This window comes from Bifidobacterium erythrocebi, from assembly GCF_012932675.1.
Lineage (GTDB): Bacteria > Actinomycetota > Actinomycetes > Actinomycetales > Bifidobacteriaceae > Bifidobacterium > Bifidobacterium erythrocebi.
This window is the reverse complement of record NZ_JAAIIF010000002.1, coordinates 69060-92331: the sequence shown is the minus strand read 5'-3', so window position 1 is coordinate 92331 and position 23272 is coordinate 69060. Positions and strand designations below refer to the sequence as shown.

The following is a 23272-nucleotide window of genomic DNA, read 5'->3' as shown; positions in this document are numbered from 1 at the left end:
GACGCCACATACACGTTGAGGCCTGCGGATTCTCTCCGCAGGCCTCAACGTTTTTTCAGTACGTATCAGTATGTATCGGTATGTCTCGCAGCTCAGCCGACGATCTGGACCAGCAGCGCGGCCGCGAACACCATCAACCCGAACAGCATGACCGGCAGCATGGCCACGCCGACCCACGGTGCGCGCGCATCGTCCGCGGGGTCAAGTTCCTTCAGCCAGAACACGGATGCATAGGCAAGCAGCAGCGCCACCACGACCATCACGGCGATCAACGCAACATAACCCGGCATGCCCAGCGAACCGCCGGCATGATGCCCGGCCGCCACCACGTACGGCAGGAACACCCAACCGGCCAGCGAGATCGACGCGGCTCCGCCGGTCACGCAATGCGACAGCGCGCGGATGAGGTGAGACCTGTTCTCGCGGGCCATCTGACGACCGAACGCCACGACGGTAAGCACCACCAGCAGTCCTGCGACGGCGGCCGCCCAGCGCATCATCGGGTAGGTGCTGCGGGTCAGCTCATTGCCCATGATCGCGTCGCTGGCGGGAACGATCTTCGAGCCGAGCGCGGTGGCCACGCATGCCAGCGACAGCACGCCTGCGACGGCTCCGATAATACGGTCCGCGATTCCGGCGCGGAACGGCCAGCACACGTGGAACACGGCCAGCACCGCCACTGCCACTACGGCAATGCCCGCCGCACCCGTCGTGCCCGATGGCCCCTGCATGGCGGAAAACGCCAGCGCCACCACGACGAACACCGCATATGCCAAAGCCTGCACGCCCAACATTCGCGCGCACTTGGCGCCACGTTTTTCCATGCTTTCGCTCATGTCAACTCCTGATTCTTATTCAGTTCCCCACTCATCCTACTCAATCCCCCACACGCCTTACACGCTCTAAACAAATGGGGTGCATTCTGGAGGGTAGTGCGTATCCGGCGTGTCCACGATATGCGCGTAAAATATCCACAAATCGATAAGCAACCAGAAACAGGGGGTTTGACGTGACTGACCTGACGCTTATGACGTCCGCCAGCAACCCCGCTTCCGTGCTGCCTTCACTTGCGCTGCTCTCCCATCGCATCCGTGTTCTTCCGATGGATGCCGCCAGTCTGGTGAAGATGCCTGAAAGCACGATTCTTTTTCTTGACGCACGCGACGACCTGGCCACTGCCAAGACGCTTTGCAATCTGATTCACGCTTCCGGACTATCCACACCGATCGTGCTGGTGCTCACCGAAGGCGGGTTCACCGTGGTCAACTCGCAATGGGGCATCGCGGATGTGGTGGTTTCAACCGCTTCACCGGCCGAGGTCGAAGGCCGATTGCGGCTCGTGTCCGAACGCGGCAATGCGCCGGCGAACGCACTGCCCGCCATGGAGGGGAACACCGCCGCTGCCGACGGCCAGATCCGTTCCGGCGATCTTGTGGTGGATACGAACGGCTATACCGCATCGCTGCACGGCCATCCGATCGACCTGGCATATAAGGAATTCGAACTGTTGAAGTACCTGGTGCAGCATCCCGGCCGCGTGTTCACCCGCGCGCAGTTGCTGCAGGAGGTGTGGGGCTACGACTATTACGGCGGCACCAGAACCGTCGATGTGCATATTCGTCGTCTGCGCGCCAAGCTGGGTGGCGAATACGAGCATCTGATCGGCACGGTGCGTAACGTGGGGTACCGTTTCGACCCGCCGGATGAGGATTCCGAGGAGTCGGCGGCGAAGTCCGCGGCGCTTCCGGCCGATAAGTAGTCGGATCGTGGCAGCCATGCCATCCGCAATCACGCCATCATCCGCGGCTGCAGCCACACCCGCAGCCGGCAGGGGGCGGGAATCCCGCAAGGCTCGTCTGGAACGCATGCATGCCGAGTATGCGATTCTGCGCGACCTCTACCCCAAGCCCGAATGCGCGCTGCATTTCGAGACACCGCTGCAGCTGCTTATCGCAACCGTGCTGAGCGCTCAGACCACCGACAGGCGTGTCAATACCGTCACCCCCGAACTGTTCGCAACCTACCCGGACTGCCGTGATCTGGCCGCCGCGAACCCGGAGGATGTGGAGCGCATCATACGCCCGCTTGGCTTCTACCATGCGAAGGCGAAGCATCTGCTGGGATTGGCACAGGAGCTGGATACCCGTTTCGGCGGCGAGGTGCCGCGCACTATGGACGAGCTGACCAGCCTGCCGGGAGTGGGTAGGAAAACGGCGAATGTGGTGCTGGGCAATGCGTTCCATATTCCGGGCTTTCCGGTGGACACCCATGTGATGCGCGTGACCGGGCGACTGCGCTGGCGCAGCGACTGGCGGCGCGCGAATCCCAATCCGGTGGCCATCGAACGGGAGATCACCGCCTGCTTCCCTCCGGAGCAGTGGACCGATCTGAGCCATCGTCTAATCCTGCATGGCCGCGCCATCTGCCACGCGCGCAAGCCCGATTGCGGCGAATGCCCGCTCGCCGGCACCTGCCCGTCCGCACACTAGCCGTCTACCGCCATCTCGCTGTAGCCGTCCCACCGACGCCCCTCCATCGCACGGCGTCCCTGTACCGCCCTCGCCCGCGAACGTTACCCACACCGATACACTGGGACACATGTCGAAGAAGTCGCAGCATCGGGAATCCACCGCAAACCAGCTGAGCCGTTGGCTCATATTCCTTGGCGTCTCCGCGGTATTGGCCGTGGCCCTGCTGGTGGCGGTTCCGCGCATCACGCACCGCAGCCTGTTCGGCGACGCTGCGGGAACGTCTGGCGGCACCGTCACCGTGGGCATCACCGATACGCCCGACACCCTCGACATACGCACCGCGAACAGCACTTCACTCGACCGCGTGCTCATCGGAAACGTCTACCAGACGTTGCTGGACCGCAATAACGAGAACAAAATCACCGCCGGTCTCGCGTCCACATGGAAGACCTCGTCCGACGGTCTCACACTCACGTTCACCTTGCGGGACGGGCTGCGATTCGCCAACGGCCATACCCTCGACGCGTCCAGCGTGGTGTGGTCGCTGCAACAGGCGGTCTCCAACAAGTGGCCCGGCGCGGACACCAAACTCGCCTCGCTCGCCTCGGTCTCCAATCCGAATACCAGCACCGTGGTCATCACGTTGAAACAGCCGGATGCCACATTGCCGCGCACGCTCGCCGGGCGGCTCGGCATCGTATACGACCGTGCGGCAGGCATCGACTACAAGACCCAGGCGGCAGGCTCCGGCCCCTACCGCGTCAAGGATTTCACGCCGAACAAGCGCATCACCCTTGCCGCAACCGGCGAATCCACCGCCAAAACAAGCACCATCGTCATCAGCAACTACAACGACGACACCGCGCTAATGAAGGCCGCGAAGGCCGGTGATGTCGACCTTGCGATCCCGACGGACCCCTCGTCCGCGAAATCCGCCGATAACGACCAGAACCTGCGCGTCGCATCGGGCACCAGCGAGCGCAAGGTCACGCTGCTGTACAACAACGACGCCGATTCGATCCTCTCCGATGTGCAGGCGCGTACGGCCCTGCGCATGATGCTCGACAAGACCGCGCTGACGCAGAATCGTTCCGATGTGGCCCAGGTGCTCGGCGGACCCATCGGGCCGCTCGAACCCGGCTACGAGGATCTCACCGGATTGATTGCCCACAATGCGGACAGGGGACGCCAGCTTATGAGCTACTTCTCGTCAAGCTATATCGGCACGCTGAAGTTGGTGACCAACGAAACCTATGAATCGCTCGCGCAGCAGATCGCAAGCCAGCTGCAGGAGCAGGGCATTTCGGTCGAAGTGTCCGCACTGAGCGACGCGGGAGTACAGGACTGCATCAGCAAGCGCAATTTCCAGCTGCTGCTCACCACCATCGACGGCGTTGACGGCACAGCCGACTTCGCCGATCCGAACGGCATCTCACGCTACACGAACGCCGACGCGCAGACGCAGTACACGCAGGCGATGCGGTCGACCACGCAGGAAGCGTACGAAAACGGCATGAAGGCATACGCTCGAACCGTCAGCTCCACGGCCGCCAGCGACTGGCTGTACGCCCGCAAGACGGCAGTCGTGGCGTCCACGCAGCTCGCCGGGTACTCGGCGCAGATGGCCGACGAACGCCTGCCGCTCGCCAACATCGCCAAGCAGTAGCCGCCCTACCCGCACTATGGCGGAAAATGGCGCTTTCTTGTCATGCAAAAGCTTTAAACTGGCGCGTATGACTGAAGCCAAATCCATCGATGCAAATCTGACCCCGCTGCCCGACAAAGTCGGCGTGGACGGTCTGGAAGACAAGTGGCGTGCCGTCTGGGACGAGAACGGCACCTACAAGTTCAACAACACCCGCGACCGCAAGGCCGTCTACTCCATCGACACCCCGCCGCCCACCGTTTCCGGCCACCTGCACGTGGGCCACGTGTTCTCCTACACGCACACCGACGTGATCGCGCGTTTCAAGCGCATGCAGGGCTACGACGTGTTCTACCCGATGGGTTGGGACGACAACGGCCTGCCGACCGAACGCCGCGTGCAGAACTACTACGGCGTGCGCGTGGACACGTCGCTGAAGTACGATCCCGATTTCAAGCCGCCGTTTGAAGGCACCGACGGCAAGAAGATCAACGCCAAGGACCAGGTGCCGATCTCCCGTAAGAACTTCATCGAGCTGTGCGAAAAGCTCACCGCCCAGGACGAGAAGCAGTTCGAGGCCCTGTGGCGTTCCCTGGGCCTGTCCATCGACTGGTCCCAGACCTACCACACCATCGGCAAGCACCCGCAGCGCGTGGCGCAGAAGGCGTTCCTGCGCAATCTGGCCCGCGGCGAGGCCTACCAGAAGGACGCCCCCGGCCTGTGGGACGTGACCTTCCAGACCGCTGTGGCTCAGGCCGAACTGGAATCCCGCGAATACCCGGGCTTCTACCACAAGGTCGCCTTCCGCTTCGAGGACGGCACCCCGATCTACATCGAGACCACCCGTCCGGAACTGCTGGCCGCCTGCGGCGCGCTGATCGCGCACCCGGACGACGAGCGCTACAAGAAGTACTTCGGCCAGTACGTGTACTCCCCGCTGTTCCACGTCAAGGTCCCGATCCTGGCCCACAAGGCCGCCGAAATGGACAAGGGCGCCGGCATCGCCATGTGCTGTACGTTCGGCGACGTGACCGACGTCGAATGGTGGCGCGACCTGAACCTGCCGCTGCGTTCCATCATCCAGCGCAACGGCCGCATCATCATGGAAGTGCCGGATTGGATCGAAAGCGAGGAAGGCCGCAAGATCTTCGAGGAGACCGAAGGCAAGACCACGTTCTCCGCACGTAAGATCATCGTCGATCACCTGCGCGAATCCGGCGATCTAGACGGCGAGCCGACGCCGACCAAGCGTATGACGAACTTCTACGAGAAGGGCGACAAGCCGCTCGAAATCGTCACCTCCCGCCAGTGGTACCTGAAGAACGGCGGCACCGACGAGAAGCTCAACGCCGAACTCATCGAACGCGGCAAGGAGCTCAACTTCCACCCCGACTTCATGCGCGTGCGCTACGAGAACTGGGTGCACGGCCTGAACGGCGACTGGCTGATCTCCCGCCAGCGCTTCTTCGGCGTCCCGTTCCCGCTGTGGTACCCGGTAAAGGAAGACGGCACCCCGGATTACGACCACCCGATCACCCCGAGCGAAGACATCCTGCCGATCGATCCGACCGACGATGTGCCGGAAGGCTACACCGAGGACCAGCGTGACGTGCCGGGCGGCTTCACCGCCGAGCCGGACATCATGGACACCTGGGCGACCTCCTCCCTCACCCCGCAGATCGTGACCCGTTGGGAAGAGCCGGGCGAAGAGAACCAGGCGATCTTCAACGCCACGTTCCCGATGGACCTGCGCCCGCAGGGCCAGGACATCATCCGCACCTGGCTGTTCTCCACCGTGGACCGTGCGCACTTGGAGAATAAGTGCCTGCCGTGGGCCCACGCGACCCTGTCCGGCTGGATCCTCGATCCGGACCACAAGAAGATGTCGAAGTCCAAGGGCAACGTGGTCGTGCCGGACAAGCCGATCAAGCAGTTCGGTGCCGACGCGGTGCGCTACTGGGCCGCTTCCGCGCGCCTGGGCCTGGACGCCACGTACGACGAAGGCCAGATGAAGATCGGCCGCCGTCTTGCCATCAAGCTGCTCAACGCCACCAAGTTCGCCCTGGCCATCGGCCGTGAGGACGAGAACCATCACGTGGCCGAATCCGCCACCGCGACCTGGAACCCGGCCGATGTGACCGAGCCGCTGGATCGCGCCGCCATGGCGAAGATGGCTCTGGTGGTGCGCGAAGCCACCGCCGCCCTGAACGCCTACGAGCATTCCAAGGCTCTGGAGGCCATCGAGAACTACTTCTGGCAGTTCTGCGACGACTACATCGAACTGGTGAAGAACCGCGCCTACGGCACCGCCGACGCGACCGGCAATGTGCCGAGCGAGACCGCGGTCAAGTCCGCACGCACCGCGCTGGGCCTTGGCCTGGACGCGTTCGCCCGCCTGCTGGCCCCGTTCCTGCCGTACGCCACCGAAGAGGTGTGGAGCTGGATGCACGCCGGCGAAGGCTCCGTGCATCGTGCCGCATGGCCTACCCCGGACGTGTATGAGGCTGCCGCATTCAAGGTCTCCCCGGAGCTGCTGACCCATGCCGGTGAGGCACTGGCCGCGCTGCGTGGCATCAAGTCCAAGGCGAAGGTCTCCATGAAGACCCCGATCCTCTCCGTGACGCTGGGCGTGGCCGACGATGTGCGCGAATCCATCCAGAGCGCGCTGGGCGATATCGCCGAAGCCGGCCGCGTGGTCGGCAAGATCAGCTTCGCCGGTGCCGTCGCCGCGGTCAAGGCCGTCAAGGCCACCGCCGACGCCGCCAAGGAAGCCATGGACAAGGCCAAGGCCGAAACCGAGGCCGCCGCCGAAGTGATCGTCGAGGAATCCGAACTCGGCGAGCCGCCGGCTAAGAAGCCTAAGAAGAACTGAGCAACGGGAGGGTGGGCTAATCCCACCCTCACTCGGCTACCGCCTCGCTCGGGCCGAGCCTACCGGCAGCCCACAGGGCTGCCGTCTTAACGGCTCAGCCGGCTAAGAAGCCTAAGAAGAAGTGAGCAAACCGCTCTGACAGGAAGAAGGCCTCTGACCACTCCATCATGTGGTCAGAGGCCTTCGCAGTTTAGACGATATAAACGGCGTTGGGCTGTCGTGGGGCGTGTTCGACACACTCAAGGCACCGCTACGCGGTCTTCGCGGCACAGCCGCTCACCTCGCCTACGAAGAGCCCACAGGGCTCTTCGCTTCACGGCTCAGCAGCCAAGCTTACGGTCTCACACGCCCCACGACAGCCCACCCTTCCAGACTGTCAATATTGAAAAGAACGGATTCACCGTTATTGGTCTGAGAACGCGACAGTTATCTCAGTCCATACGGATACAAAAAGTCTGCATCGCCCTATTGGATAGCGATGCAGACCGATATGTATTCACCTATATCCCGCGGCAAAATCTCACGCGAATACGTCGAGCACGCCAGGATCTCCCCCGGCGTCGGCAATGCGCTGATGGCGCTTCTTGGCCTCGGTGACCACGAATTCCCGGTACATTTCCGCAATCTGCGGATCCAGTCCCGCATCGACAGCGATGCGGTGCAGACGCTCGATCTGATAATCCTCGCGCTTGGTGTCTTCCGGTGCGAATCCGGCTTCGGCCTTCAGTACGCCGACCTGCGAGGTGGCCTTGAAGCGTTCCGCAAGCAGCGAAACGATCGCGGAATCGATGTTGTCGATGGATTGGCGCAACGCCTTGATTTTCGCGACGGCCCGGGCGGTTTCCGGGTGCTGTTCGGCCTGGGCCGAATCGATGGTGGTCTTCTGCCAGTCGCTATGTTCGGAATCACTCATACGGCCAGACTACCCCACCGAATGCCCCGGCCGCATCGAACTCCTCCACTCCCGAACATCCGCAAGCGGCAAACAAGAAGGCGGGCCCGGCAATAGCCGGAACCCGCCGAAACGATCAGGTGGCGCAGGCAGCAAGAACGCTACGTCTCTGCGCCACAATCACCGTTATCAGTTGCCGTTGGTGGCGTTGTTCGCGTTGGCCTGCTGCACGATGGCGGCGAGGAAGTCGCGGTTGGACGCGGTCTTCTTCAGACGCGGCACCAGGGTCTGGTAGGCCTGCTCGGCCTCCATGCCACCAAACAGGCGGCGCAGACGGTAGATGATCGGCAGTTCCTGCGGATCGGTGATGAGCTCTTCGCGGCGGGTGCCGGAGGCGTTCACGTCGATGGCCGGGAACATGCGCTTTTCCGCCAGTTCGCGGCTCAGGCGCAGTTCCATGTTGCCGGTGCCCTTGAACTCCTCGAAGATCACCTCGTCCATCTTGGAACCGGTTTCCACCAGTGCAGAGGAGATGATGGTCAGGGAGCCGCCGTTTTCGATATTGCGGGCCGCGCCGAAGAACTTCTTCGGCGGGTACAGTGCCTGCGCGTCCACACCGCCGGACAGGATACGGCCGGAGGCCGGTGCCGCGATGTTGTAGGCGCGGGCCAGACGGGTCATGGAATCGAGCAGCACGACCACGTCCTGGCCAAGCTCCACCAGGCGCTTGGCGCGTTCGATGGCCAGTTCGGCCACGATGGTGTGGTCGGAGGCCGGGCGGTCGAAGGTGGAGGAGATGACTTCGCCCTGCACCGTGCGCTCCATGTCGGTGACTTCCTCGGGGCGTTCGTCCACCAGCACGACCATCAGATGCACTTCGGGATTGTTGGTGGTGATGGCGTTGGCGATGTTCTGCAGGGTGATCGTCTTGCCTGCCTTCGGAGGGGACACGATCAGGCCACGCTGGCCCTTGCCGATCGGGGAGATGATGTCCATGATGCGGCCGGTGAGCTTGTTGGGCGTGGTTTCCTGCTTCAAGCGCTCCTGCGGGTAGAGCGGGGTGAGCTTGTTGAACTGCGGGCGGCCCATGGATTCCTCGACGCTCATGCCGTTGATGGAATCGATGGACTGCAGCGGCACGAACTTCTGGCGCTGGTTGCGGCGTTCGCCCTCGCGCGGCGCACGGATGGCACCATGCACGGCGTCGCCCTTGCGCAGCCCGTACTTCTTGACCTGGCCCATGGAAACGTACACGTCGTTCGGGCCGGGCAGGTAGCCGGAGGTGCGCACGAATGCGTAGGATTCCAGCACGTCCACGATGCCGGCGACCGGCACCAGATCGGCCTGCTGATCCGCGCGGTCGTTGCGGTCGGCACGATCGTTGCGACCGTTGTCGCGAACGTCGTTCTCGTTGTTTTCCGCATTGCGGTCGGCGCGGTCGTTGCGATCGTTGCGGTTGCGGCGTTCGTCGCGATCTTCGAAATCACGGTTGCGCCCACGCAGACGGCGTCCGCGGCGATCGCGGTTGTCGCGTCCATCACGGCCGTCACGGTCGCCGCGCTCCTCGCGGCCACGGTACGAGTCGTTCTCGTTGCGGGAATCCTTATTGGACGGCAGGGATGCGAGGATGTCGTCAAGATCGCGCGCGGTTTCCTCGCTGGGTGCGTCGTGATCCTTGCGATGGCGACGGCGGCGCACATTGCCGGCGATCAGTTCGTCATCCTCATCGAGGATGCGACGACGCGGCTTGCGCTCCTTGCGCTCGGAATCCTTCGCGGAGTCGAGATCCAGCGTGGCCAGCAGATCCACGGCCTCCTGGGCCTTGTCCTTCTTGGCGGAGCGATCGCGCTTGGCGCTTTTCGCCTCATCCGACTTGGCGGGCATAGCCTCGGCAAGCGTTACGGCTTCGGCTTTCGCCGGCTTGTCAGCCTTGTCTTCCTTGTCGGCCTTCACGGTCTTTTCGGCCTTGTCAGCCTTGGTTTCCGCCTTTTCGGCGGCCTTGGGCGTGCTGGTCTTCGGAGCTTTGACGGTGACGCCGGCCGGTGCCTCACCACCGGAACGGGCGGCCTGAAGCGTGGCAAGCAGCTCCGGCTTGCGCATTGTAGAGGTGCCGCGCAGTCCCATCTGCTTGGCAAGCTCCTTGAGCTCCGGCAATTTCATGCTCTCAAGATCTTGGCTATTGGCCACGTTACATACCTTTCCACAGCATTCGCCAAACCGTATTCCCTTGACGATTCTGAAGAGTGATTGCGGCTTCACGCCGCGATGAGAATCCACGGCAAACCATGCACGTGAACTTGCTTCACTGTACAACGCCGTCCCGGACAACGCAACACGCCGGCATATCGCGCTTTCCATGCGGGTTTTGCGCCGTTGTGATCGCAGTGCGCGCAGAGGGTGATTCCCGGCCGCGGCGCATGGAAATACGCCAAGGGCGCACGCCGGATTGCTCCAGTATGCGCCCTTGTATGCACAAACCAACGGGTTGCCTTTGCTTTGCCGTCAGGCAACCGTCATACCGCCTATATCACGGCTACGCCGACTACTTCTCCTCGTGGTAGGACTTGTCGGTGTTCACGGACCAGACGTTTTCCTTGGTTTCCTTGCCGGACTTGATGTTGCCGACTGCCTCGATGGCGGTTGCCATGGAATGGTCCATGTTGTTGTAGCGATGCTGGCCGTTACGGCCCACGCAGTACAGGTTGCCGAAGCCGTCGAGATAGTCGATGACCTCGTCGATGCGATCGTACGTGTCGAAGTAGGCGGGGTATGCCTTCTTGACGCGTTCGCGGTGGGAGTCGAGCACGTCCTCGGGGTTCTCGATGACGCCCATGCGCATCAGCTCGGAAATCGCGAACTTCACCGCGTCCTCCTCGCTCATGTTCCAGAAGGTGTCGCCTTCCTCGCAGAAGTATTCCAGACCGATCCACACGGTGTCGTCGACGTTCTTGACCAGGTACGGGCTCCAGTTGTTGAACACCTGGATACGGCCGACCTTGTAGCCCGGATCCTGCACGTAGATCCAGCAATCCGGCACGATCGGCGGGTTGCCGAGGGTGGGGATGTCGGTGGTGTTCTCAAGCTTCAGGTGGTTGACCAGCAGGCCGACGGTCACGAAGTCGCGGTACGGCAGGCCTTCGGCCACTTCGGTGACGGCCGCCGGGGCCTCCTTGGAACCGGTGGCCACGGCTTCGGCATCGGTGCCTGCGGCGTCGATGGCCTCGACCAGGTCCTTGACCGGCATGGAGGAGATGAACTGGTCGGCGTTCCACTCGGTGCGGGTGCCGTCGGCGGCCTCGGTCACCACGGAGGCGATATGGCCGTCCTTCTGGCGCACCTCGATTACCTTGGCGTCGGTGACGACCTTCACGCCCGCGTTCTCGCAGTTGGATTCCACGGTTTCCCACAGCTGGCCGGGGCCGTACTTCGGGTACCAGAACTCCTCGATGAGGGAGGTCTCCACCTCGGAATTGTCGCGCTTCTTCGGCAGCAGCTTCTGGAAGGCGTTCTTCAGCACGCCCAGGATGCTCAGGCCCTTGACGCGCTGTGCGCCCCAGTCGGCCGAGATCTCGGAGGGGTGGCGGCCCCACAGCTTCTCGGTGTAGCCCTCGAAGAACATGGAGTACAGCTTGCGGCCGAAACGGTTGATGTAGAAGTTCTCCAGATTGTCTTCCGGCAGCTTGTGCACCATGGACTTCAGGTAGCTGAAGCCGGCGACCATGGTCAGCTTGAAGCCCATGGCCTTCAGGGTGCCCGCGCTCAGGGAGATCGGGTAATCCAGGAAGTGCTTGTTCCAGTAGATGCGGGAGACGCGGTGGCGCTTGAGCATCACCTTGTCTTCGACCTCGGGATCCGGGCCGCCCGGCTCCATGTCGTGCTCGCGGTGGAGCTTCTTGTCGTCATAGGAAGGCGCACCCTGCAGCGGAAGCGTGTTCTTCCACCAATCCATGATGCGGTCGTCCTTCGAGAAGAACCGGTGACCGCCGATGTCCATGCGGTTGCCATTGTGCTTCACGGTGCGGGAGATACCGCCGAATTCGTGGGTCTCCTCCAGAACAGTGACGTCGTACTTGTCGGCGCCGCCGTCCTTGATGAGTTCCCAAGCCGCGGTCAGGCCAGCAGGGCCACCGCCGATAATCACTACGGACTGCTTGTCGGTCACGTCCATTCTCCTTACGTCAAATCACGCATATTCTACTAGAGCCTAGGGAACGAGACCCGGTTCCCCACCGGTTCCACATCGTTCCTCCAAACACGCAGGCCCAATCGGGCTTGCTCTTCCCTACAGTGCAACTATAGATTCCCCGCCCGTCAAAGGGGCGAAGCGCCGATCAGCCCATGCCGTCCGGGATGTCGATGTCGGTCTTCTGCACCTCTTCGACGTTCACGTCCTTGAACGTCACGATGCGCACGTTCTTGACGAAGCGGCTGGGACGGTACACGTCCCACACCCAGGCATCCGTCAGCTGCACGTCGAAGTAGACGTCCTGGCCGGCGGATCGGACGTTGAAGTCGACCTTGTTCGCCAGATAGAACCGCCGTTCGGTCTCCACCACGTAGGTGAACAGTTTGATGACGTCGCGGTATTCCTTGTACAACGCCAGTTCGGCGTCGGTTTCGTAATTATCGAGGTCTTCGGCGCTCATTCCTTTGCCTTCATATTCCTACGGCCCTGCGGCCATGATGTGACGGGTCGGCGTGGACCCGATGCCCGCTGTGCCAACCCGAGCCCCGGCCTTGCTGCCGGATGGTTACTTGTCGTTGTTCCTTTTGCGGCCACGGCCAAGCGTACGCCACCATGCGCCCTTCGAGGTCTTGGACTTGCCCTGCGCGTACGGCCAGTTCGATTCGCTGTCGGCACCAGCGTCCGCAGAGGAATCGCCTTTGCTCTGCTGTTTCTCATCATGCCGCGGCTCTCCGGCCTGCTGCGAAGGCTCGCTCACGGGCGCGGCGGACGGATCGGCCGCCGGTGCGGTCTCAGGCCGTTCAGCACCATCGGCATTACGCTCAACGCTGCCCTGCTGGATGGCGATGGAATGCTCACGCGCGGCCATGGCCTCCTTCACGCCGGGATTGTCTTCGATCACATGCATGCCGAAGGCGTCAAGGGAACGGATCGGATCGTATTCGTCCGCCAGCGTGTCCATCACGATCAGGTCCTGGTAGCGGTTCTGCGAGGCGTTCCACAAGGCGTCGCGCGAGGTGCCGGAAAGCACGAAGCCCAACGACTGGTACACGGAAACGGCGCGCGTGTTCTGTTCGGGAACCGCGACCCAGATGCGGTGCAGGCCGAGGCCCGCGGGTTCGGGCGCAAAACCGTAGGTCATGACGCGGGGCATGACATCACGCGAATAGCCGCGGCCACGGTAGTCCTGGCCAAGAATCACCTGGATGCGCGCGGAACGTGCCCAGCCGTCGATGTCGATCAGGAAGATCATGCCGATGACGTTGTCGCTTTCCGGGGAATCGATCTCGCCGTCGCCGTCATGATCGGTTTCGGTGATGATCGACCATGCGATGGTACGGCGGGCCTCGGGGTCGCCCACGCCGGATTCGGTCGGGGCCTCGCCCTTGCTCCAGGCCACGGAACGACGCACCCACGCGTGCACGGCCGCACGTTCGGCCACGCGATCCTTGCCGGTGATTCCGGAGGCACCCGGGTAGGCGTCGATCACATCCATCTTGTCGAGGTCTTCAACGGTCGCCGGGCGCAGATGCACCATTTCACCGCGTACGGGCGGGATGGTGATACGGGCCGGCAGCTCTCGGGATTCCGACTGTGCAGCGTTTTCAGGCATGTGTATTTCATCCTTGCGTCATTGACATCGTGTGGTTTGACCACATCCATTCCGACGGTATTCTACCCGACTGGAGGATTGCTGGGAACACGGTGGTTGTATCGGTGCAGAACAACCATGAACACCCGGCTTGATACCGCATGACGCGGCCGAATATCGGGGGTATGAACGGGGGTATCGGCGCGTGCATTAGGCGCATACGGCGGCATCGCCATCACATAAACCGTCGCACGAACCGTCACACACCGGCAGCCCCCGTATAAACGCGCGGGGCGCACGCCGAACACGACGTACGCCCCGCACTTCAGCGAACCGCATGGCCCGCCGGTCTATATAAAACCTATATAAGCCTTATATAGCCCTTATATGAGCATCACTTGATCTTGCTCATCACGACCTTGGTGACGGCCTTGGCGTCGGCCTGGCCGCGCGTGGCCCTCATCACCGCGCCGATGATGACGCCCATCGGCTTCATGTTGCCGCTCTTGAGCTTCTCGACGACATCCGGGTTGGCTGCGAACGCCTCGTCCACGGCCTTGTCGATCAGACCATCGTCGGAGACGATCTTCAGACCGCGCTTCTCGACGACCTCGCTCGGCGTGCCTTCACCGGCGAGCACGCCGGCAACGGTCTGCTTGGCGAGCTTGTCGTTCAGCTTGCCGTCTGCGATGAGCTTCTCGACTTCGGCGACGTCGGCCGGGGTGATCGGCAGCTCTTCCAGGGTCATGCCCTTGGCATTGGCCTCGCGGGAGAGCTCGCCCAGCCACCACTTGCGTGCACCGGCGGCGGAAGCGCCTTCGGCCACGGTGGCCTCGATCAGGTCGAGCGCATCGGCGTTGAGGATGTCGCGCATCTGCAGATCGGTCAGACCCCACTCGGCCTTCAGACGGTTGCGACGCTCGCGCGGCATCTCCGGCATCTGGGCCTTGATCTCCTCGATGTGCTCCTTGGTGATGTGCAGCATCACCAGATCCGGGTCCGGGAAGTAGCGGTAATCGTCGGCGTCGGACTTCACGCGGCCGCCGGCAGTGGTCTGCGAGGCCTCATCCCAGTGGCGGGTCTCCTGCAGGATCTCGCCGCCTTCGGAGAGGATCTGCGCCTGACGACGGATCTCGTACTGCACGGTCTTCTCGATGCCGCGGAACGTGTTCACGTTCTTGGTCTCGGAACGGGTGCCGAACGGATCGCTCGGGTTGCGGCGCAGCGACACGTTCACGTCGGCACGCATGTTGCCCTGCTCCATGCGGGCATGGGAGATGTTCAGCGCACGCACGATGTCGCGGATAGCACGCATGTAGGCACCGGCGATCTCCGGGGCACGCTCGCCCACACCCTCGATCGGCTTGGTCACGATCTCGATCAGCGGCACGCCGGCGCGGTTGTAGTCGACCAGGGAGTGGTCGGCGCCTTCGATACGGCCGTCCGCGCCACCGACGTGGGTGTTCTTGCCGGCATCGTCCTCGATATGCGCACGCTCGATCGGCACGCGGAAGATGCTGCCGTCGTCGAGCTCAACGTCGAGGTAGCCATTGCCGTTGGTCGGCTTGTCGTACTGCGAGATCTGGTAGTCGCGCGGCATATCCGGGTAGAAGTAGTTCTTACGGGCGAACTGGCTCCACTCGGCGATCTCGCAATGCAGAGCGAGACCCAGCTTGATCGCGTAGTCGACGGCGGTCTTGTTGACCACCGGCAGGGAGCCCGGCAGACCCAGGGAGACCGGGGTCAGCTGGCTGTTCGGCTCGCCGCCGAAGGAGACCTCGGCAGGGCAGAACAGCTTCGTCTTGGTGGAAAGCTCCACGTGGGTTTCCAGACCGAGCACCGGGTCAAACTGCTTGACGGCCTCGGAGTACTTCATCAGTTTTTCAGCCATGATGATTCCTTAAATCCTTTCCGATCCGTCGATCACTTGGCCTGGCCGAGCCAGGAAGCGTTCAGCGACTTCCAGATCGGGCCGTTCCATTCGTCTTCCAGCGCGGCTTCGAGGGCTGCTGCCGGCTTGTACATCACTTCGTCGCGCTGCTGCGGTGCGATGAACTGGAAGCCGACGGGCAGACCGTCGTCGCTCAGGCCGGCCGGGATGCTCATGGCCGGAACGCCGGCGAGGTTGGCCGGAATGGTGGTGATATCGATGGCGTACATGGCCATCGGGTCCTCGGTCTTCTCGCCGAACTTGAAGGCGGTGACCGGGCTGGTCGGGCCGACGAGCACGTCGACCTTCTCGAAGGCCTTCTTGAAGTCGTCGATGATGAGGGTGCGCACCTTCTGCGCGGAACCGTACCAGGCATCGTAATAGCCGGCGGACAGCGCGTAGGTGCCGAGGATGATACGACGCTTGACCTCGTCGCCGAAGCCGGCCTCACGGGTGTAGGCCATCATGTTGGCCGCGGTCTGCGGCACGTTGTCCGGCGGCATCACACGCAGGCCGTAACGCATGCCATCGTAACGGGCCAGGTTGGAGCTGACCTCGGAAGGCATGATGATGTAGTACGCGCCCAGGGAGTACGGCAGGTGCGGCAGGGACACCTCGGTGACCTCCGCGCCCATTTCCTCAAGCTTCTTCACGCCCTCGTTGAAGCGGGCCACGACGCCCGGCTGGAAGCCTTCGCCGCCGAGCTCCTTGATCAGGCCGACCTTGAGGCCCTTCAGATCGCGCTTCATGCCTTCGCGGGCGGCTGCGACCATCGGACGCGGGCCTTCCGGAATGGAGGTGGAGTCACGCTTGTCGTGACCGCCGATGATCTCCTGCAGCAGTGCGGAGTCGAGCACGGTGCGGGAGCACGGGCCGATCTGATCCAGCGAAGATGCCATGGCGATGGCGCCGAAACGGGAGACGCCGCCGTAAGTGGGCTTGACGCCGACGGTGCCGGTCAGTGCGCCCGGCTGACGGATGGAGCCACCGGTATCGGTGCCGAGGGCCAGCGGGGCCTCGAACGCGGCGACGGCGGAAGCGGAACCACCGCCGGAACCACCGGGAACACGGTCGGTATCCCACGGATTGTGGGTGGTCTTGAATGCGGAATGCTCGGTGGAGGAGCCCTGTGCGAACTCATCCAGGTTGGTCTTGCCGAGGATCGGCATGCCGGCGGCCTTGAGCTTTTCGATGACGGTCGCGTCGTACGGGGGGATCCAGCCTTCGAGGATCTTGGATGCGGCGGTGGTCTCGATGCCCTTGGTCACAATCATGTCCTTGATCGCGATCGGCACGCCTGCCAGCTCCGGCATGGCGGCCTTCTCATCGGCGCTCTTGGCGTCGAAGGCATCGGCCTGCTCGCGGGCCTCGTCGGCGGAGACCTTCAGGAAGGCATCCACACTCGGCTCGGCGGCTTCGATGACCTCAAGATGGGCGTCGACCAGTTCGCGGCTGGACACTTCGCCCTTCTTGATCGCCGCGCCCATTTCGGCGGCGGAAAGCTTGACCAGATCTGCTACGTTTGCCATGCTCACTCCTCGCTTCCCAGAATGCGCGGGGCAACGAACATGCCCGCCTCGGTCTTCGGGCCGCCGGCAAGCGCCTCGGCCTGGGTCAGCGGTTCCTCAGGAACATCGGGACGCAGGTACGCTTCCAGCGGAACCGGGTTTGCGGTCGGTTCGACGTCGTCGGTGGCGACTTCCTGAACCATATCGATGGAGTCGGCAATGACGTTCAGCTCGCCCTGCAGGCGGGTAATTTCTTCATCGCTCAGTGCGATTCGGGCCAGATCGCCCAAATGCACGATTTCTTCTTTGGTGAAAGTAGGCATGGCTTCAACAGTATCGCGTCTGTGTGACGAGCACGTGCCCTATTTCACGCCGGTCGCAGCACTGGCCGGCAGCGATTTGGACCGCGGCTGACGGCGGCTCGAACTATAGCCATCTACGGCTTGGAGACCGGTTAGCGGCGACTTAGGTCCTATCCGGCCGCAGCTCGGCTCCCGGCTGACAACGGATCAAGTTCCGCCATTTATGTCCCATCTCCGCCATCTATGCTTCGGGCCACGACCGACTGCGGGCTCAATCGCGCCATTCCCCCAGACCGGCGCACAGACGCATTGCGCCGCCGTATCGATCCGATTGGTGCTCAACTGATGTTTGATTGGTGTTCGATTGACGCCGGATAGACTTCCGATTAGCGCCCAATGGATGCCGGTTCAGTACACAACCGATGTCAATCCAATCAACACCCAGCTGATACCATCCCAAACCATTCCAGACCACTCCAGACCATTCCAAACCATTCCGCTCCACTCGTTATCGCTTCAAATCACAAATCACAAAAGCCAAAATTCCCCACTGACTGGATAAATCGCCCGCATAATCATCGTCTAGACGCCCAAATCATCCAGCGACTGGATAAATACGGACGCTGAGAACCAGCCAACAGACCAAAAACACCCAGTCACTGGAAGAAACATGACGCTCAAGCCCCGCTTACCGACCATTCCTCCCACTGACTGGATAAAAACACCCCCTTACACGCTTCTCAGACGCCAAAAACATCCAGCCAGTGGGAAATCAGGACACTTGCAGACCACTTAACAACCATTCCTCCCACTGACTGGAAGAATCCGGACGCTCAGAACCCATCAACAGGCAAAATCATCCACCGACTGGATAAATACGGACGCTCAGGACCCAATCAGGAGCCAATTTCTCCCACCGGCTGGATAAAAATACCCTTCTGCATACCCCTTAGACGCCCAAAATATCCAGCCAATGGGAGAAATAACCGCTTGGACACCGCCAACACGACCAAAACCTCCAGCCAATGGGGAAAACAACCGCTTAGGTACCGATGACACGACCAAAATATCCAGCCAGTGGAGGAAATCGGACGAATGGAAGCCATCCCGGGAGCAATTTCCCTCTTCCTCGCGCCGAGCCACACCATCCGCGCAACATCGCGATCCGCCGACACGCAGAAGAGCCATGAGTTATCCACAATCGGCGTTCGGGCTTTTCAAGAGCATCCGCCACAGGATAGCGTCAAATCATGAAAGCTTATCCTCAAATCGACAGACTGCTCGATCAGTCCGAACAAGCGCAATGTTGCGCCTACAGCACCGATCCGCTCATCCACAAAGGACTCTATCGAAGGCATCTCGCAGGCGAGCTGGCCAAACCGTACCCCGGACTGTATTCCCGTTGCGAATACTGGAATCGGCTCAACGGCGCCGAACAATCACTGCATATGGCACGCGCGCTTACGAAAAAGCACCCGAACTGGGTATTTGCCGGGCTCACCGCAGCGGCCGCATACGGTTTCGAACACCAGTGGTTCCTTCATCATGAAATAACCATCACGCTTCCCACGCATGGCTCATACCGGCCGCATGACAAGCTTCACGTCATCTACAGCCCATATCCGAAGCACGATGTGGTAACCGTGAACGGCATTCCGTCCACCAACAAGGCTCGCACGCTTGTCGATTGCGGCAATACGCAAGGATTCCGCGGCGCACTGCCGATTTTCGATTCCGCGGCAAAAGATGGGCTGAATGAGGAAGCGCTGCTGAAGGAATGCTCGCTCACCACTCGCGATTGTTCGAATATCATCAAGCTGTTGCGTCACACCAATGCGGCAAGCGAGAACGGCGGCGAGTCCTTTGCACGCGGGACGATGATCGAATCCGGTTTTGCGGAACCGCGATTGCAGGTCATGATCACGGATCCCGCAACCGGGCAGCAGTACCGGGTCGATTTCCTTTGGCACACCGATGACGGCAGGATCATTGTCTGCGAGTTCGACGGTACGGCCAAATACGTCGATCCGGAAATGACCGGCAACAGAAGCATCCAGGAGACCGTCCAATTGGAGCGAAATCGTGAGCAGGGGCTTCGTCGCGCCGGGGTTACGGAAATCGTACGGCTCACGTTCAATGATGTACTGCAAATAAAGCCAATGGTGGCGAAGCTGCGAAGGGCGGGAGTGCCGACGGTTTCTTGAATTCTTGAATAATCTTGTCCGACCGATGGGGTCCTATCAGCCTCGGCCGGACCCGATCGATAAATCCCGTCCCACTCGTCCGATTCATCCACTGGCTGGAGGATTCTGCCTCTTACGTGTCTTCAAGACGACCGAAATATCCAGCCGGTGGGAAGAATAACCGCTTAGATACCGCCAGCACGACAAAAACATCCAGTCAATGGAGGGAAATGGACGACTAGAGGCCACTTCAAGGTGATTTCTTCCAGCGACTGGATGAATACGGACGCTCAGATCACGCTTATCGGTCATTCCTCCCACTGACTGGATAAAAACACCCTCTTGCGCACTCCTCAGACGCCCAAAATATCCAGTCAGTGGGGAAAACAGACGCTTAGGTACCGCCAGCGCGCCAAAAACACCCAGCCAGTGGGAAAAACAACCGCTTAGATGGCCCTGACGGGAGAGAGCGGGCGATTATTCGGCCACACCGCCGATCCGCGCGTGCTGCGCGATCCAGCTGTGCATGGCCACGGCCGCGGCGGCACCGGCGTTGATCGAACGCACCGACCCGAATTGCGAGATGTACACCACATCGTCGGCCAGTTCAAGGGCCTTCTCGCTCAATCCCGGCCCTTCGGCACCGAATAGCAGCAGACAGCGCTTGGGGAACACGTACCGTTCCATCGGAACCGCGCCGGGAATGATGTCCATGGCGATCACGCGGGAGGCTTCAAGCTCGCGGATACGCGCCTCGGCCGCGTCCACCTGTGCGGTGCATGCGGCAAGTGCGATCTGATTGCCCTGAGCGGCGGCCTTGTGCGCGTGGAACGCTGCGGCACCTGCTTCGGCCTTGGCGGCGGCAATTTCGCCGGCGATGCGATTGTGCCAGCATTCCACCAGTTCGGCGATCGACGGATGGTTTTCGACATGCTGATACAGCTCGGTCATGAGCGCACCCTTGCGGTTCCACTTGTGCGGGCCGACGATGTGCACGCGGCGGGCCTGGAACGCGTTCGCCGTGCGCACCATGGAGCCGATGTTGAAATCGTGCGTCCAATTCTCCACGGCGACTTCGAAATCGTGGCGGCCTCGCTCATCCAGATCGGCCTTGATCGCGGCGACCGACCAGTACCGGTACCGGTCGAGCACATTGCGGCGATCGCCCTCGTCAAGCAGCTGCGGATCGTATTGCGGGCCGACAGGACGCGGCTCACCTGGGTGTGCTTCCTCCCAAGGCCCTACGCCAATCTCGCGGAACGTGGGTTCGCCGGAGACTTTTGCGGCCACGTCGATGGGGTGCGGCGCGTGCATCAGTGCAACTCGGCTTCGTCGAACAGCTGCACGAACGGCAGCTCATGGCGTTCGTCGGTGACGGGGTTGATCACTTCGATATGCTTCGTATCGCCGCCGCCGATACCGCCCACCATGGAGGCCACGGCCACCACGCTCGCGCCCTCATGCTCGACTACAGAGAAGTCGAGGCTCAGCTCGTTGCCGTTACGCAGGGTGACCAGTGATGAGGTCTGCACGTAGGATTTCTCGGACAGCCAGGCGTCGAGCAGCACCACGCGCTTGCCTGTGATCGACGGCCCCTTGATCGACGGATATACGAAATCCATGACGAATCCGTCGACGTCCTCGCCACGGGATGCGGCGGCCTGCACCACCGAAATCACCAGCGGCACCGCGGCGGCGGTCAGCGCACCCACCGCGTCGAAATCATCGACGGAATACCCGGCGTCCTCCAGCGCGTCGAGCAGCAGATGGCCCACCACCGTGGCACCGCGATGGTCGAACGTCACTGCGGACAGTTCGGAGAACGGCTTGCCGGCAGCACGTTCGCGCAGCAGCTCAAGCAGCTGGTCGCGCGGTTCGAGGGATGCAAAACTCGTGGTGGCGGCGTCGGCGTGCGACCCGCTCACGCCGGTGGGGCGGAATCCAGAATCAGTCATAGCTGCCAGTGTACGAACCCCTCTTCCCACAAGCCTTTCCGCAGGTCTTTCCATGGACCGTTCCACGGACTTCCCGCAAATCTCCCGCTCACTCCTTGCTGGTCTCCGGAGCGGTCAGTTCACGAATATCCGCTTTCTCGGGCGCGATCATCTCGACCGGCTCGATGACTTTGCTCTGGTCGACGCGCTGCAGTTTGCGCGCAGTGACCAGCACCCTCGATTCCAGTGACGAGGCGAACGCGTTGTAAGCACTGACCGTCTTGGTGATTGCCGACCCCAGTTTGGTGGCGCGTTCGCCCAGCACCACGAACCGATCGTACAGTTCGCGCGACAGGTCGAACAGCATCTTCGCGTCATCGGTCAGGCTTTGCTGCTGCCAAGCGTAGGCCACGGATTTGAGCACAGCCCACAGGGTGACCGGCGAGGTCAGCGCCACCTTCTGGGCGAACGCGTCGTCCATCAGCGTCGGATCGGTTTCGAGCGCGGCCTGCAGCAACGATTCGTTGGGGATGAACGCGATGACGAAATCCGGCGCATCGCTGAACGCGTTCCAATACGCCTTGTTTCCCAAGGTCTTCACATGCTCGCGCACCGCTTTGGCGTGGCGTTGCAGCAATTCGGATTTGCGGGCCAGCTCCTCGGCAGGCGCGGTGTCCGGAATCTCGCAGGCACGCTGGTAGTCGGCGTACGGGGCTTTCGCGTCAATCGGAATCGTCTTGCCGCCTGGCATATGGATGATCATGTCCGGGCGCTGCACATGGCCTTCCGCATCGGTGACCACCACCTGCGTATCGAAGTCGACATGTTCGAGCAGTCCGGCGGATTCCACGATGTTGCGCAACTGCGCCTCGCCCCACGCACCGCGGACCTTGTTGTTGCGCAGCGCGGCGGACAGCGCGTTCGTCTCCTTGTCAAGACGCGCCTGCTGGTCGCCCAGGCCTTTGAGCTGCTGACCGAGCGCACCCATTTCGCGCTTGCGTCCTTCCTCGATCTGTTCCACCTTGTGCTGCAAGGCGTCGAGGTTCTTCTGCACGGGGGCGAGCGCTTCGATCACACGGCTCTGTTCCTGCAGACGGCGGGCCTGTTCCTGCCGTTGGGTTTCGGCTTGTGCCGCGGCGCGTTCGCGCTCATGTTCGATGCGGATCTGTTCGGCCTGCTGTGCTTGGGCCAGCTGGTTCTTGACGAATGCGAGCTGCTGGTTCGCCCCGTCCAGGTGGGCGCGCAGCTGGGCGCGTGAGGTTTCCAGCTGCGAGATTTCGATCCGTGCCGCTTCGAGCTGTTCGGTCAGGGAGGCGACGTCTTCGCCGTTGCCGGCATATGGTTGGCGTGTGTCGCTTTGGGCGCGCGATCTGCCTACGCTGAATCCGGCGACGGCCCCCACCGCCAAGCCGATCAGCAACGTCAACACCATGAGAATCCAAGTCACGTTCATGGTTTTCAGTATGGCAACCCCACGCTACAGGCTGCTATTCGCGTTACATGTGGCAGATTGCGCATACAGACCAGATGTATCTCGCTTACGTGTGGCAGGTGATATGCGAAACCCGAGGCCTCTTCCCTTGGTATTCCAAGGGTGAGGTCTCGGGTATGACGCAATCGGTGCCACACGTAAGCGAGATACATGCTGGCACGACCGAAAATCTGCCACACGTAGGCGAAATACACGCCTATTGGGGCAATCCGGGGGGGGCAATCTCCTGAAGAGATCTCCTGGGAGCAGCCGTCAAGGCAGCCGCA

The 23272-nt window shown here is 61.9% G+C and carries 17 protein-coding genes; 5 read left to right on the top strand and 12 right to left on the bottom strand.

Annotated features, from left to right (window positions below; all coding sequences use genetic code 11):
* Window positions 1-92: 92 nt before the first annotated feature.
* On the bottom strand, window positions 93-836 hold the full coding sequence (locus G1C98_RS00375) for a hypothetical protein (RefSeq protein ID WP_169078194.1): 744 nt from the start codon (window positions 834-836) through the stop codon (window positions 93-95).
* Between the two features lie 173 nt (window positions 837-1009).
* Between G1C98_RS00375 and G1C98_RS00370 the strand changes: the two genes are divergently transcribed.
* From G1C98_RS00370 to valS, 4 genes are all read left to right on the top strand, one after another.
* The gene (locus G1C98_RS00370) at window positions 1010-1759 is read left to right on the top strand and encodes a winged helix-turn-helix transcriptional regulator (RefSeq protein ID WP_169078192.1); all 750 of its coding nucleotides are present in this window, start codon (window positions 1010-1012) and stop codon (window positions 1757-1759) included.
* Window positions 1760-1775: 16 nt separating this feature from the next.
* A complete protein-coding gene (gene nth, locus G1C98_RS00365; protein ID WP_169078190.1) occupies window positions 1776-2489 on the top strand; it encodes an endonuclease III in 714 nt (237 codons plus the stop codon).
* Between the two features lie 109 nt (window positions 2490-2598).
* Window positions 2599-4137, top strand: a complete 1539-nt coding sequence (locus G1C98_RS00360) for an ABC transporter substrate-binding protein (RefSeq protein WP_169078188.1) — start codon at window positions 2599-2601, stop codon at window positions 4135-4137.
* Window positions 4138-4204: 67 nt separating this feature from the next.
* Complete coding sequence (gene valS, locus G1C98_RS00355) at window positions 4205-6988, top strand: valine--tRNA ligase (protein ID WP_169078186.1); 2784 nt, start codon at window positions 4205-4207, stop codon at window positions 6986-6988.
* 520 nt (window positions 6989-7508) lie between these two features.
* On the opposite strand, the gene G1C98_RS00350 is transcribed toward valS, so the two are convergent.
* The 8 genes from G1C98_RS00350 to gatC form a co-directional block, all read right to left on the bottom strand.
* Window positions 7509-7901, bottom strand: coding sequence for a chorismate mutase (locus tag G1C98_RS00350; RefSeq protein WP_169078184.1), 393 nt, complete (start codon window positions 7899-7901; stop codon window positions 7509-7511).
* A gap of 168 nt (window positions 7902-8069) precedes the next feature.
* Window positions 8070-10067 carry a transcription termination factor Rho gene (rho, locus tag G1C98_RS00345; RefSeq protein WP_169078182.1) on the bottom strand — a complete coding sequence of 666 codons (1998 nt, stop codon included), beginning with the start codon at window positions 10065-10067 and terminating at the stop codon, window positions 8070-8072.
* A gap of 355 nt (window positions 10068-10422) precedes the next feature.
* Complete coding sequence (locus G1C98_RS00340; RefSeq protein WP_169078180.1) at window positions 10423-12042, bottom strand: NAD(P)/FAD-dependent oxidoreductase; 1620 nt, start codon at window positions 12040-12042, stop codon at window positions 10423-10425.
* A 169-nt stretch (window positions 12043-12211) separates the two neighbouring features.
* Window positions 12212-12526: a DUF2469 domain-containing protein gene (locus G1C98_RS00335; protein WP_169078178.1), complete on the bottom strand. Its 315-nt coding sequence runs from the start codon at window positions 12524-12526 to the stop codon at window positions 12212-12214.
* A gap of 105 nt (window positions 12527-12631) precedes the next feature.
* A complete protein-coding gene (locus G1C98_RS00330) occupies window positions 12632-13678 on the bottom strand; it encodes a GNAT family N-acetyltransferase (protein ID WP_169078176.1) in 1047 nt (348 codons plus the stop codon).
* A gap of 373 nt (window positions 13679-14051) precedes the next feature.
* Entirely contained in the window at window positions 14052-15548 is a 1497-nt protein-coding gene (gene gatB / locus G1C98_RS00325) for an Asp-tRNA(Asn)/Glu-tRNA(Gln) amidotransferase subunit GatB (RefSeq protein ID WP_169078174.1), read from the bottom strand.
* Window positions 15549-15580: 32 nt separating this feature from the next.
* Window positions 15581-17116: an Asp-tRNA(Asn)/Glu-tRNA(Gln) amidotransferase subunit GatA gene (gene gatA / locus G1C98_RS00320; protein WP_169078172.1), complete on the bottom strand. Its 1536-nt coding sequence runs from the start codon at window positions 17114-17116 to the stop codon at window positions 15581-15583.
* A gap of 2 nt (window positions 17117-17118) precedes the next feature.
* Complete coding sequence (gene gatC / locus G1C98_RS00315) at window positions 17119-17418, bottom strand: Asp-tRNA(Asn)/Glu-tRNA(Gln) amidotransferase subunit GatC (protein WP_169078170.1); 300 nt, start codon at window positions 17416-17418, stop codon at window positions 17119-17121.
* Between the two features lie 1229 nt (window positions 17419-18647).
* On the opposite strand from gatC, the gene G1C98_RS00310 reads away from it, so the two are divergent.
* Complete coding sequence (locus G1C98_RS00310) at window positions 18648-19601, top strand: hypothetical protein (protein WP_169078168.1); 954 nt, start codon at window positions 18648-18650, stop codon at window positions 19599-19601.
* A gap of 456 nt (window positions 19602-20057) precedes the next feature.
* On the opposite strand, the gene G1C98_RS00305 is transcribed toward G1C98_RS00310, so the two are convergent.
* The 3 genes from G1C98_RS00305 to G1C98_RS00295 all read right to left on the bottom strand — a co-directional run bounded on the left by G1C98_RS00305 (window position 20058) and on the right by G1C98_RS00295 (window position 22967).
* Window positions 20058-20894, bottom strand: a complete 837-nt coding sequence (locus tag G1C98_RS00305) for a TrmH family RNA methyltransferase (RefSeq protein WP_169078165.1) — start codon at window positions 20892-20894, stop codon at window positions 20058-20060.
* Window positions 20894-21535, bottom strand: a complete 642-nt coding sequence (locus G1C98_RS00300; protein WP_169078164.1) for a type I phosphoribosyltransferase — start codon at window positions 21533-21535, stop codon at window positions 20894-20896. Before G1C98_RS00300 ends, G1C98_RS00305 begins: the two co-directional genes overlap by 1 nt.
* An 88-nt stretch (window positions 21536-21623) precedes the next feature.
* Window positions 21624-22967, bottom strand: a complete 1344-nt coding sequence (locus G1C98_RS00295; RefSeq protein WP_169078162.1) for a DNA recombination protein RmuC — start codon at window positions 22965-22967, stop codon at window positions 21624-21626.
* Window positions 22968-23272 lie beyond the last annotated feature (305 nt).

Coding starts and splice junctions, on each gene's coding strand:
- G1C98_RS00360 (WP_169078188.1), top strand. CDS start 2,599: ATGTCGAAGAAGTCGCAGCATCGGGAATCCACCGCAAACCAGCTGAGC.
- G1C98_RS00295 (WP_169078162.1), bottom strand. CDS start 22,967: ATGAACGTGACTTGGATTCTCATGGTGTTGACGTTGCTGATCGGCTTG.
- G1C98_RS00350 (WP_169078184.1), bottom strand. CDS start 7,901: ATGAGTGATTCCGAACATAGCGACTGGCAGAAGACCACCATCGATTCG.
- G1C98_RS00305 (WP_169078165.1), bottom strand. CDS start 20,894: ATGCACGCGCCGCACCCCATCGACGTGGCCGCAAAAGTCTCCGGCGAA.
- G1C98_RS00330 (WP_169078176.1), bottom strand. CDS start 13,678: ATGCCTGAAAACGCTGCACAGTCGGAATCCCGAGAGCTGCCGGCCCGT.
- nth (WP_169078190.1), top strand. CDS start 1,776: ATGCCATCCGCAATCACGCCATCATCCGCGGCTGCAGCCACACCCGCA.
- gatC (WP_169078170.1), bottom strand. CDS start 17,418: ATGCCTACTTTCACCAAAGAAGAAATCGTGCATTTGGGCGATCTGGCC.
- G1C98_RS00335 (WP_169078178.1), bottom strand. CDS start 12,526: ATGAGCGCCGAAGACCTCGATAATTACGAAACCGACGCCGAACTGGCG.
- gatA (WP_169078172.1), bottom strand. CDS start 17,116: ATGGCAAACGTAGCAGATCTGGTCAAGCTTTCCGCCGCCGAAATGGGC.
- G1C98_RS00375 (WP_169078194.1), bottom strand. CDS start 836: ATGAGCGAAAGCATGGAAAAACGTGGCGCCAAGTGCGCGCGAATGTTG.
- valS (WP_169078186.1), top strand. CDS start 4,205: ATGACTGAAGCCAAATCCATCGATGCAAATCTGACCCCGCTGCCCGAC.
- gatB (WP_169078174.1), bottom strand. CDS start 15,548: ATGGCTGAAAAACTGATGAAGTACTCCGAGGCCGTCAAGCAGTTTGAC.
- G1C98_RS00310 (WP_169078168.1), top strand. CDS start 18,648: ATGAAAGCTTATCCTCAAATCGACAGACTGCTCGATCAGTCCGAACAA.
- G1C98_RS00300 (WP_169078164.1), bottom strand. CDS start 21,535: ATGACTGATTCTGGATTCCGCCCCACCGGCGTGAGCGGGTCGCACGCC.